Consider the following 13,325-nt stretch of genomic DNA (forward strand, 5'->3'; position numbering starts at 1 on the left):
GAATTCTATGTTTACTAAAAAAAGAGTAGTGCGCGCTGCGTTACTCGTAGTAGGCGCATATACACTTGCAGGTTGCGGTGGCTCGGGCGTAGAGTCGGGCACGAACGATCTGCTTACCTGTGAGGTGCCAAATGTACCTAATTCAACAGGTACGGCTTGTGAACCGCCACCACCTATTCAATGCGATGCGCCGCTCGTACCTAATGAAGCGAACGATGCATGTGAAGCCGGTGCTGATCCAAGTTTACCTGCACCTGTATTTACCCCTTCATCTAATCAAGCTGTACTTTATTATAATCGGGCTGCTGTTGACGCTGATAACTCAAGTAACGATGCAGCTTATGAAGGCTGGAGGCTACATACTTGGAATAATGACGAGTGTGATGCTTATGCTGACGCAGACACGGATTGGGCCAACGGTCGCATTCATAGCGGTATCGATCCAAACTATGGTGCGTATTGGATTCTAGACCTCAAAGAAGGGTATGGAAGCTGCCACAATTTCATCATCCACAAAGGCACTGACGATGCCGGAAAAGAAATGGGGGGCGGAGACTTCCAGGGTTCTTTAGTACAAGATGATGAAACATTTGTACGCATGAATTTTACCCTCTCTGGCGAGGCAACCATATTCGAGTTTCCTATCATGTCTCTTGGTCCTCAGCCTGTTGATATCGAGGGTTTTGGCGCGCATTGGTTAGATGCCAACACTATTTTATGGGACGTACCTGAAACTGTTTCAGAGGTGAAACTTCACTATTCAGCACAGGCTGACTTAGAGAGCACGCTGGAAGAGGGTATTAACGGTACTCAAGTAACGTTAATGAGTACAACACTTACCGAAGAGCAATCTGCCCGTGCGCCGCACTTATCTGCTATGCAGGCTTGGGAAGGCGACTGGTCGTTCGAAGATGCTAAAACCGTGTTGACGACACAAGCCGTAGTAGGGGGTTACGATGCTGACGGTGCGCTTGTTGTTGCGACCGGGATCCAGCTGGCTAACGGAATAGACGCACTATATACGCTCGGTGAAGACGATGCCGACGAAGCTCAACTTGGTGGTATCTACTCTGATACAGGTATTACTGCCGCATTGTGGGCGCCTACTGCTTCAAATGTTGATCTTCTGATTTATAACGACAACAAGACATTAAGCCAACGTATTGATATGGTTCGCGATGATACGTCTGGTGTCTGGCGTCATGAAGGCGATATGTCCCTAGACCGTCAGCTTTACCGTTATGAAGTTACCGTCTATCACCCTATTACGGGGAATGTAGAAACGCTGCTTGTTACAGACCCATATTCTGTGTCACTAAGCACAAACGGCCGTTTCTCTCGCTTCGTAAATCTAGCTGATGATGATTTAAAACCACAAGGCTGGGATACTCATACTATTCCGACGGTTGAAAATTATGAAGATGCAGTCATTTACGAAGGGCACGTTCGTGACTTTAGCGTACGTGATATGTCTACGTCTGAGGAAAATAGAGGTAAATACCTTGCCTTTACTGAAGAGGGCACAGCACCGGTTGAGCACCTTAAAAAGCTTGTTGAAGCAGGGCTTACTTACTTCCATATACTTCCAGCAAATGACATTGCAACCATCGATGAGGATCCAACAAAAACGGTAGATTTATACGATACGGTAGGCAAACTGTGTCGCTTAAATAGCAATGCTGCGGTATGTGAAGAAGAAAGCGCTGATGCATTGTTAATTGACGTTTACAACAGTTACGATCCTTTATCTCAAGCGGGTAAAGCCCAGCAGCTTACTAATGATTTACGCAATCTAGATACATTCAACTGGGGCTATGATCCTCATCACTTTAACGCGCCGGAAGGCAGCTATGCGTCGAGTGCAGAGGGAGTAGAACGCATTGTAGAAATGCGCGCCATGATCCAAGCACTTCACGAGATGGGGCTACGTGTTGCACTTGATGTAGTCTATAACCATACCAATGCGTCGGGTGTTTTCAGTAAGTCAGTATTAGACAAAGCGGTACCGGGCTACTATCACCGTTATGAAGTGGATACTGGTGCGATTGTTCGTGAAACGTGCTGTGATGACACAGAGCCTCGCAATGTCATGATGGAAAAGTTCATGGAAGATTCGCTGCTCATGTGGACTGAGCATTATAAGTATGACTCATTCCGTTTCGACATCATGAGCCAAGCTACAAAAGACACTATGGTACGCTTGCGTGATGCAGTCCAAGCTATCGATGCTGACAATTATTTCTACGGTGAAGGCTGGACTAAAATAGACCGCGGTTACGAGCAAGCGAGCCAGCTCAATATGGCTGGTACCGAGATTGGTACCTATAACGACCGTATTCGCGAAGCTATTCGCCAGGGCGCTATCTTTAGACCGGAAGATGAAGGGCTATTAAGCGCGCAAGACCGTGTAAAAATGGGCATGATCGGAACGTTAAAAGACTATGTTTTGGAGACGTCTTCAGGAAGTGCAGGCGCTACCAGTAACTTAGGCGGCTATGCAGAAGATCCTGCGGATATCATTAACTACGTGTCGAAGCACGATAATGAAACACTGTGGGATCAGTTAAACTACACGCTTCCACAAGATATTACTCTAGAACAGCGGGTTCGTGCCCAAAATGTAGCAATGGGTATTAATCTTGTGTCTCAAGGTATTCCATTTTTACAAATGGGCGGCGACATGCTTCGCTCAAAATCAATGGATAGAAATACCTATGATGCGGGCGACTGGTTTAACTACGTCGATTTCACCTACGAAACGAACAACTGGAACGTAGGTTTACCGTTGGCACAAGACAACGAAGCCCGTTGGGAAGAAATGGGTGAATTCATTTACAATCCAAATCGCGCGGCCTCAATGGCAGATATAATGTTTGCCTCTGATGTGTTTGCAGAATTGCTTAATATTCGAATGACAAGTCCGCTGTTTAGATTAACCACCGCTGAAGACATCATCGACCGTATAGGATTCCACAATATTGGCGCACGCCAGCAGCGTGGTCTTATAGCGATGAGCATTGATGACGGCATATCTGAAAACAGCGAAGTACCTCGCCTAGATTTAGACATGATGAATGATGCGGTTATGGTGCTAGTGAATACAGGGTATGAAGAGAAGTCTATCACGGTAAACACAGCAACAGGCTTTTCGCTTCACGCCACACAAATGAATTCTGTCGATGCAGCGGTACGCGGCGCCACATTTGTAGAAGGTGAAGATGGTAATGGAACCTTTACCGTTCCTGCACTAACTATTGCTGTTTTCGTAAAACCACAGTCTGGAGCTCAAGGTTATGGTCTATCACCGTATGCCACGTCTGGTGCGCCTGATGTTGTTCCTTACGGCGACACCATCGCTTACCTGCGTGGAGATATGAATGGTTGGTCAACGGATGATGCATTTACCTATCAGGGTGACGGTAAGTACACCGTAACAGCTACACTTGAAGGTGGCGTTACATATGGATTCAAATTCGCATCTGAAGATTGGAGTACAGTGAATTTTGGCGCAGCGGATGGTGAAGAAGGTACAGTAATAGCGGGCGAAGAAAAGGTTCTTGCACGTACTAATACCAACCTTTCATTTACACCAGCGACGAGCGCGACCTACCTATTTACTATTGATGCGACTGATAGCGAAGCACCAATCCTTATGGTTGAAAACGAAGAGCCCTATGTTGGCACACCAGTGTATCTTCGTGGTGCAATGAACGACTGGGGTACGGCTGAGGAGTTTGCGTACCAAGGCGGACGTATTTACACTTTCTCTCGTGATGTTGAACCAGGAACTTACGAGTTTAAGGTTGCTTCAGAAGATTGGAGTACCGTGAACTTCGGTGCGATATCAGCAGATGATTCAGATCGCAACCTTGCGCCTGGTCAGACTTTGGGGCTCGCCGCTACTAACGACAATCTTATTTTGAACATTGAAACCGCCGACCGCTATGTGTTCGTATTCAACGTCACTGATTTAAATGCGCCAACCATTGGTGTATTTAAAGAAGCGTTTTGGGGCGACACTCAAGTTTATATCCGTGGTGGTATGAATGGCTGGGGAGCTGTCGATATGTTTGAATATCAAGGAGAAGGTGTTTATACCGCAGACATTGAATTGAGCGCAGGTAGTATTGAATTCAAAGTCGCTTCTGAAGACTGGTCGACAGTAAACCTTGGCAACCCGAACGATGCAGCAATCAACGTAGTAACGCCTAGCGAGCCGAAAACACTTGGCGCAAGTAACAATAATCTAATGATTGAAGTTGCAGAGTCTGGTCTATACGAGTTTAAGGTATCTGGCCCTGATGGAAATGCACCTACGTTAACGGTTACGAAAAAGTAAGACCGAATAAACGCTAATTTGGTAAATTTCTAATAAACCAAGATTTAAAAACCGCGACGTAGTTCGCGGTTTTTTGTTTTTGGCATATCTCTTGATTCTCTAGTAGTATCACCAAGAAAATAGTGGTCGTACCAGAGTGGTTGAATTTATTCAAAAGGAGATGAAAATGAAACGTGCACTCGTTGTTGAAGGTGGCGCTATGCGCGGAGTTTTTGCAGCAGGCGTGTTAGACAAATTCATGGAGCATGACTACCATTCGTTCGACTTCGCGATTGGTGTTTCAGCTGGCGCAACTAATCTTTCAACCTACGTGTCGAAAATGCATGGGCTTAGTAAAACCATCATCACGCAATACGCCACAAAGAGGGAGTTTTTTAGCCCGCTTCGTTTCATAAAAGGTGGGCACATGACAGATGTTCATTGGCTATGGCATCACTCTAAACAGTCCATGAATATACCTGCACCAGGTGAAAAAAGCAGCATGCCACTGTATGTTGGGATTACTAATGCAGAGTCAGGTGAATGTGAATATATACAAGCCACCAAAGATAATGTTGATGATTTAATGGTAGCTTCCTGTGCGTTGCCAACTGCATACCGAGACGAAATTTCAATAAACGGTACGCGATACTTGGACGGGGGAGTGGCAGATGCAATACCTGCTATCCAAGCATACAAAATGGGTGCGAAGGATATCACGGTTATTCTTTCTCAACCGTTAGGTTTTACAAAACCAGAAGTAAAGTCTGTTTGGCTAATGCAAAAGATGTATGGCAACCAGCCTGCGCTACTCGATAAGATGTTGCAGCGTGCAGCCATTTATAACGAAACGTTAGCTTTTCTCAATAATCCACCCGACGACTGCACAATCCGTGTGATAGCGCCTGATGAAGCTTTTTGCGTTAAGCGTTTAACTATGGATAAGAAGAAGTTATTGCGAGGCTACGGTCAAGGGCGGCGCATGGCAAGACGCTATCTTAAACATTGCTATGAGAATTCAGTGGAAAGACAGCGCAAAAGCGCATAGCTACCAGACTGATTTCTTCTTTCTGTACAAAGCCTGTATGCAAATCGCAACAAAAGGCTTATAGAGCTTGGTTTTTTTTCCAAGCTTTTTTTTATCTCCAATAAAACTCTAATTTTCAGTATCTTACCCTGTTTCAATTTGGCAACAGTTTAAACTTAAGTTACTAATTCTTACTTCTAGTACCAGTCTTACACATCGTGAATTGTTGAATTTAGCAACGCTATTTCCCTTACATCGCTTATAACGAGCGCTGTTGTCTTCCCGTTTGAACATAAGTTGCCATTTTTCCTATTTTAGTAACATTTTGAAAAAAATGAATTTTATCGAGTTTATGAAGCATTCTTATGTAAACTTTGCAGGCAATGTGCAATATTTTCATTAAACTGGTCTGCATCTTGCTGAACAGGTGGCAATAAACGCTGTTTTTTTAACGATGCGAAGATGTCAGATGGTTCATTTATCTCAACATTAAATCCTTCTTAAAAAAGGGATTGAGTAAATAGACCAAACTGTCACACGTTATTAAAATATAGAAATTATAATCGACCACGCTTTGCAATATCACGTGCTTCTCGATAACAAGAGGAGACCAATGCTCATTGGCAGAAATGCTTATTGGCATAGTTGAATCGCGAGTTTTGTGTCTACCGCTTTTTAGATAAATTTAATCATACTTAAGGTTAGTTTACGCTAACCTGTCTAGAAGCGTGAGAAAGAACGTGGCAATATCAAATGCTGAATAAAAAATAAAATAAATACAAACGTGCAAATTGCGAATCAGAAAATGTCAATTGGGTTAATAAACCCGAAAAATCCCGTAAATGTTGCTTCTATACTGCGAGCTGCAGGTTGTTATGGTGTGGCTAGCGTTTTTTATACTGGTCAGCGCTATCGATTTGCTAAAGATTTTAATGCGGATACGAAAGCGTTTCATAAAGTCATTCCGACCATTGGGGTCGACGACTTAAAAGAAGTAGTGCCTGAAGGTGCGTCAGTCGTAGCGGTTGAACTGGTAGAGGGCGCTACACCACTACCTTTGTTTGAGCACCCGAGCAATGCGTTTTACTTGCTAGGTCCTGAAGATGGCAGTATTGGCGAAGACGTTTTGTCTTGGTGCGATCATGTTGTCTACGTTCCTACTTTTTCATGCATGAATTTAGCGGCCACAGCAAATGTGTTGCTGTATGACCGTCTGTCAAAGTCTGATTACGTAAGTGGGGATGCACTTATCAGACAAAGTAGAGATACGAATAACAAATCTAAGATTAAATAGTAATTAAATAACTAAGGCTGTCGTTGCGAACAGGAAGTTACCCACAAGCCTAATAATAAATTAAATCAGGGGAGCTTTGCGTTGAAGATGAGAACAATGAGCGCAGTTCGAGCGTTTAATGGCGCCGTGTCTAACAAACTGAGTCGACTACCACAAACATTTTCTAGGGTACTCCCTAGTCGTTTCTCACTCGAAGAGAGTATTTCTAATTTCTTCTTTAGCCGTTACGAACTTGTGATTGCTAACGAAGAAAGTGAAAAGCAGGTGAGTTATAAAACGCGACACAAAGTGTATTGTGAAGAAATGAACTTCGAGCAGAAAAATGCCACTGCATTAGAAAAAGATAAGTTTGATGATCGCGCTATCAATTGCTACATCAAGCATTTGCCAACAGGAGAGTGTGCAGGCACGATAAGGTTGGTCTTGCCAACTGAAGCTGGCTTGGCACTTCCATTAGAAGAAAAGTGTGCGGAAGTAATTGGCGATGGTGCATTGCTACCTTCAAACTTGTCCCCACAAAGCGTCTGTGAAATCTCTCGCCTTGCAATACCGAGAGAATTTAGAGTGCGACAGTTACGGTCTAAAATCCTACCCTCTGAAAAAATTGAAAAAGTTAAACAAAAGAAAAATGTTCCATTTAACGTTGAGCATTTTCCTTATCTTTCAATTGCGCTGTACTTAATGGCAACGAGTGTGTGCCTTCATTTAAACGTAAAGCACGCCTATGTGCTTATGGAGCCTAAGTTAGCAAGAAGAATGAAGGCATTCGGTATTCATTTTAATCCAGTAGGTGAAGCTATTGAATTCAATGGCAAACGTATGCCATATAGATTGTCACCGCATGTACTGCTTGATGATTTAGCAAAACCACTAAAAGGTTTTCACAGAAAGATTCATTCAGAACTAAATAGTGCGTTACAAGCTATTGGCGATGTGGCCGTTCCCACCATTGAGCATACTCGAAAGCCTCTTCGCATAGCCCATGCAGCATGACACCATGCTATCTGGAATACTAAGCCGCCTCGTCAGGCGGTTTTTTTATGTTTGAATACGTATGCATGTTTTTTAACATCCAGTTAACGCGTATCCTGTTGGCATAATTTACGTTTATCACAATGATTGCCATGCCAAATTTCCAATTTCGTTTTTGTCTTAAACCCTTGTCAATTGCTATGCTGTCAATTGGATTAACAGCGTGTATAGGGCCGACCTCTCCAGTGAATAATCAAAATCCGGTGATCAAAGACGCTAGTCTGAAACCATTTGGTCAAAACGGCGAAAGTTCGACGCTAAACGATTCTGCTGAAAGGCAAGGTAAACCTGTTGTTTATCAAGTTTTTACTCGCTTGTTTGGAAACACGAATACAAATAACCAGCCTTGGGGCACAATTGAGCACAATGGGGTAGGTAAGTTTAGTGATTTTACTCCCGAAGCGCTAAAGGCCATAAAATCTTTGGGAACCAGTCATATCTGGTATACCGGTGTGCCGCACCATGCGGTGATTAATGACTACACTGAATTTGGTATTTCAAACGACGACCCAGATGTAGTGAAAGGCAGAGCGGGCTCTCCCTACGCAGTTAAAGATTACTACAACGTTAATCCAGACCTAGCCGATGATCCAGCCAAGCGTTTAGAAGAATTTGAAGCGCTAATTGCCAGGACTCACGCAGCGGGAATGAAGGTTATTATCGATATCGTGCCTAATCATGTCGCCCGTGATTACCATTCACTTTCTGCACCTGAAGGTGTAAGTGATTTCGGCGCGCACGACGACACGTCTGTTGAATACGCCCGTGATAACAACTTTTACTATGTAGTAGGTGAAGCGTTTCAAGTGCCCACAGCTGATAACTATCAACCTCTAGGTGGTGAAAAGCATCCACTATCTGACGGTAAGTTCGAAGAGTTTCCAGCAAAATGGACAGGCAACGGTGCTAGAGCTTCGAAACCGGATATAAACGACTGGTATGAGACCGTAAAAGTGAACTATGGCGTGAAGCCTGACGGCACTTACGACTTTCCAGTTTTACCTGAAGAGTACAGTGATAAGTCTTTTGAAGAACATGCCGCATTTTGGCAAGGAAAAGACGTACCAGATTCGTGGTATAAATTCAGAGATATTGCACATTATTGGATAGATAAAGGTGTCGACGGTTTCCGCTACGATATGGCCGAAATGGTGCCTGTCGAGTTTTGGTCGTTTCTAAATAGCAGTATTAAACAAAAGGCACCCAATGCGTTCTTGCTTGCGGAAGTTTATCAACCAGATAAGTATCGCGAGTATATCCACCAAGGCAAAATGGACTACCTTTACGACAAGGTGGGTTTCTACGACACATTAAAAACGATTATGCAGGGGAGTGGAGAAGTAAGCAAACTGGTTACTATTCATGATGAAATCAATGATATCGCCCCGCATATGCTTCATTTTTTAGAAAATCACGACGAACAACGTATAGCCAGCCCCGACTTTGCCGGTAGTGCCCAGAAAGGTAAACCCGCGCTCGCAGTGAGTGCGCTTATTAGCAGTTCGCCTACGTTGTTGTACTTTGGTCAGGATGTGGGTGAAGACGGTAGCGAAGAGACTGGTTTTGGAGATCCAACACGTACGTCAATTTTCGATTATGTAGGTGTTCCTGCCCATCAGCGTTTTATGAACGACGGTAAGTTTGATGCAGGGAAATCTACCGAAGATGAAAAAGCACTTCACCAATTTTACCAAGACGTGATGGCTATTGCTGCCACAAACCCTGCAGTTACAGGTGAATATCAAAGCCTGCACGCGCTCAATCTTGATGTGAAAGATTCAGCCTATACTGAGCAGCAATTTGCTTTTGTGCGCGCGCAAGGTGAGCACGGATTTGTGGTTGTGGCTAATTTTAACGATAAGCCTACAGGAGTAATGAAGCTTGTTGTTCCTTCAAATGTTTTAGGTAAAGATAGCGATCGGATCACGCTAGCGCCTATGCTTTCTCATGAAGGCATAACACTAGAAAAAGCGGGCATTAACTACAACGCTTCGTTCTCATTGGAAGGGCTTGAGACTAAAGTATTCGCCTTCTAATTAGGTTTTATCACATGCTGCTGAGTTAACGCGAAACACCATGTTTTTTTACATGGTGTTTCGTGAATACGTATGCAGAGCATTGGTCAGATCGGACGGGCAAGGTAGTATCTCATCACCATCTTGTACTTAACGTATTTTTAACATGGGGTTGATGTGCCAAAACGTAATCGTGTAACTAATGACAGTGGTCATAAAAAAATCCAAAAGCGCGCAATTCCGCTTCTCCTCAGCTGTATCACTACATTTCCTTTGTTCTCAGTTCAATCATCTGCAAACAGTGGCATTGATGTTTACCCGCCGAATTGGTGGGTTGGTATGCAAAACAGTAATGTAGAATTGATGCTTTATGGTGATGGTGTTGCCGATGACACTGTTTCAATAGCGAAAGGCGATGTAAGAGTTAAGCATAGCCAAGCCCTTGATAGTGAAAACTATCTATTCGTAACGCTAGACACGTCGAATGCTAGTGCCCAGGAATTAGTTATCAGGCTTACTGACAGCGATGGTACGACCCGTGATTTAACTTACACGTTAGAAAAAAGAGCACAAGGCTCAGCGTCGCGCGAAGGCTTTGGTCCTCAAGATGCTATTTATCTTATTGCCCCCGACAGATATGCCAATGGTAATATGGAAAATGATAATGTTAAGGGTTATGGCGATCCCGCAGACCGTTCATTCAAAGGTGGTCGCCACGGTGGTGACATTCAAGGTATTGTTGATAACCTCAACTACATTCAGGATATGGGCTTTACTCAAATATGGACAATGCCCATGCTCGAAAATGCCATGGATAAATACAGTTATCATGGCTATTCCACCACGGATTACTACAAAATAGACCCTCGATTTGGTTCCAATGACGATTTTATTGCGTTAAGTACTGAAGCTGAGTCAAAGGGTCTTGGCATTATAATGGATATGGTACTTAACCATATAGGCAGTAATCATTTATGGATGAAAGATACGCCGTCACACGACTGGATCAATAACAACGGTAAATTTGTAGGGACAACCCACAAGCGTGAAGCTCTTCACGACCCTCACGCCATAGCAAGCGATATAAAAGGGTTTAGCGATGGTTGGTTTGTGCCAACCATGCCGGACTTGAATCAGCGCAATCCGCATTTAGCGAACTACCTTATTCAAAACGCGATTTGGTGGGTTGAAAGCGCTGGGCTAAGTGGAATACGTGTGGATACGTACTCCTATCCTGATAAGGCGTTTTTGAGCCAATGGACAAACCGCATAATGGACGAGTACCCGAATTTCAATATAGTAGGGGAAGAGTGGTCAGTTAACCCCGCAATCACGGCATATTGGCAGGCGGGTAGCCACCGCCATGATGATTACGATAGCGCTCTACCATCGGTTATGGATTTCCCGCTTCAAGCCGCAGTCGTTGAAGCGTTGAGCAATGACGAAAGCTGGAATTCTGGCTTCATCTCTGTATACGAAACCTTAGCTACTGACTTTTTGTATGGCGACCCGAATAATTTGGTCATCTTTCCTGATAACCACGATATGAGCCGCATTTTTACTCAGCTCGGTCATGATAAAGACAAATGGAATATGGCTATGACGCTATTGCTCACTACGCGCGGTATTCCACAAGTTTTTTACGGTACAGAAATTTTGATGGGTAACGAAGACAGTGAAGACCACGGTATTATTCGTTCTGACTTTCCAGGCGGGTGGCCTTCGGACAATGACAAAAACGCTTTTACCGGGGACGGTTTAACGGATGATGAGCGTTGGGCACAGCAGCGTGTGAAGGGCTTACTTCAACTGCGTAAATCACACCCTTTGCAGTTTAAAGGCCTGTTGAAGCATTTTGCACCGGAGAATGGGGTATATACCTATATTCGAGAGGCAAATGTCGATTCAGCCAGTGGTGCAGATAAATCAAATACTAATCAGTCTGATAAAATATTGGTCATCTTAAATAAAAAGCCAGTGGACCTGCCTCTAAATAAGTATGCAGAGGTGCTAAGCACACACCAGACGTTAACACGAGTTAGCGATGGGATATCTTTTAAGACGACGGATACCTTAAGCTTACCAGCAATGTCTGCTAGTGTTTTCATTGTGCAGTAATCGTATTAACTATAGTAAAACAATAAATAGAGCAAAGTATGCAAGCAACTCAACCACGCCTTTCTTTCTGGCAAATATGGAACGTCAGCTTTGGCTTTCTAGGTGTTCAATTCGGTTTTGCACTGCAAAACGCAAACGTAAGTCGGATCCTTTCAGACTTAGGGGCAGACCTTCACTCGCTATCACTATTTTGGCTCGTCGCGCCAATCATGGGGTTAATCGTTCAACCAATTGTTGGCTCAGCATCTGATAGAACGTGGAATCGATTAGGTCGACGCCGCCCGTTCATTCTTGCTGGTGCAATCGCCGCAGTATTGGGTATGATTTTACTGCCGAATGCGCCGATATTTGTTGCCTTCTTGGCACCTATGGTAATGGGCGCGTTAATGGTTGCACTTATGGACGCGTCGTTTAACGTATGCTTTCAGCCGTTTCGCTCATTGGTGTCAGACATGGTACCGCCGTCGCAACGCAATGTTGGCTATTCGATTCAGTCATTACTGATTAATATAGGCGCAGTTATCGGCTCAATACTGCCATTTGTACTTACCAATGTTATTGGCCTTGAAAATACGGCACAAATGGGTGAGGTTGCACCTTCTGTTGTTTGGGCTTTCTACATTGGCGCTACAGTACTGCTTGGTACGGTCATTTGGACGGTAGTTCGTACCAAAGAATACGCACCAGATGAATACAACCGCTATAAAGGGCTTATCGAAGAGCAGCCTGCAACTGAAAAAGCGCCTAAAGCACCGCTAGGACAACGCTTAAGTGAGTTTTTCACGTTAGTAAAAGATATGCCAAAGACGATGAAACAACTTGCTGTCGTGCAGTTTTTCTCGTGGTTTGCGCTCTTTATTATGTGGGTATATACCACACCTGCTATTACGCAGCATATATGGAATGTAGATAAGCAGTGGTTTGACCCAGCTTATATTACTGCAGCCCCGATGGTGCCTGAAACCATCATCATGGCCAAGGGAGCTGCTGGTGATTGGGTAGGGATTCTATTTGCTGCGTATTCGGTATTTGCTGCGATTTTTTCTATTTTCTTGGCAAAACTTGCTGACAAGTTTGGTCGCAAAACGGTTTACGCTTCGTCTTTAGCGCTAGGTGGCCTGAGCTACATAAGCTTCTTGTTATTCCAAGACCTAACGATGATCAACGTAAACTTACTGATTACTGAAGTAACTGTACCTTTGGGCGCAGTGAAGCTGTTAATCCCTATGGTAGGCGTAGGTATTGCGTGGGCTGCTATTCTTGCTATGCCTTACGCTATGTTAGCTGGTGCGTTACCTGCAAATAAAACGGGTGTTTATATGGGTATCTTTAACTTTACCGTAGCCGCCCCTCAAATTGTATCGGGCCTAACTGCTGGCTGGATTCTAAGTTCTGTTTTCGACAACGACGCAAAGTACATTATCGTTGTTGCCGGAGTTTCTATGTTAATTGGTGCGGTTTCAGTTTTCTTCGTGAACGAGGCCGATAAGCAAGAAATTGAAGAAGCGCAGGGAGCTTAAT

7 protein-coding genes are annotated in these 13,325 nt (G+C 44.0%); all 7 read left to right on the forward strand.

Translation table 11 applies throughout. From position 1 onward, the window contains the following. Positions 1-7: 7 nt before the first annotated feature. The 7 genes from MASE_RS09145 (at position 8) to MASE_RS09175 (ending at position 13,324) form a co-directional block, all read left to right on the forward strand. Positions 8-4,339, forward strand: coding sequence for an alpha-1,6-glucosidase domain-containing protein (locus tag MASE_RS09145; RefSeq protein ID WP_041693747.1), 4,332 nt, complete (start codon positions 8-10; stop codon positions 4,337-4,339). A gap of 166 nt (positions 4,340-4,505) precedes the next feature. Further along, a complete protein-coding gene (locus tag MASE_RS09150; protein WP_014949455.1) occupies positions 4,506-5,366 on the forward strand; it encodes a patatin-like phospholipase family protein in 861 nt (286 codons plus the stop codon). 784 nt (positions 5,367-6,150) lie between these two features. Further along, positions 6,151-6,639 carry an RNA methyltransferase gene (locus tag MASE_RS09155; RefSeq protein ID WP_207198495.1) on the forward strand — a complete coding sequence of 163 codons (489 nt, stop codon included), beginning with the start codon at positions 6,151-6,153 and terminating at the stop codon, positions 6,637-6,639. A 96-nt stretch (positions 6,640-6,735) separates the two neighbouring features. Continuing rightward, positions 6,736-7,632: a PEP-CTERM/exosortase system-associated acyltransferase gene (locus MASE_RS09160; RefSeq protein ID WP_014949457.1), complete on the forward strand. Its 897-nt coding sequence runs from the start codon at positions 6,736-6,738 to the stop codon at positions 7,630-7,632. 122 nt (positions 7,633-7,754) lie between these two features. Continuing rightward, positions 7,755-9,707: an alpha-amylase family protein gene (locus tag MASE_RS09165; RefSeq protein ID WP_041693485.1), complete on the forward strand. Its 1,953-nt coding sequence runs from the start codon at positions 7,755-7,757 to the stop codon at positions 9,705-9,707. A 156-nt stretch (positions 9,708-9,863) separates the two neighbouring features. After that, the gene (locus MASE_RS09170; protein WP_014949459.1) at positions 9,864-11,804 is read left to right on the forward strand and encodes a glycoside hydrolase family 13 protein; all 1,941 of its coding nucleotides are present in this window, start codon (positions 9,864-9,866) and stop codon (positions 11,802-11,804) included. Between the two features lie 38 nt (positions 11,805-11,842). After that, positions 11,843-13,324: an MFS transporter gene (locus tag MASE_RS09175; protein ID WP_014949460.1), complete on the forward strand. Its 1,482-nt coding sequence runs from the start codon at positions 11,843-11,845 to the stop codon at positions 13,322-13,324. The last annotated feature ends 1 nt before the right edge of the window (position 13,325 follow it).

The organism is Alteromonas macleodii ATCC 27126, assembly GCF_000172635.2.
Lineage (GTDB): Bacteria > Pseudomonadota > Gammaproteobacteria > Enterobacterales > Alteromonadaceae > Alteromonas > Alteromonas macleodii.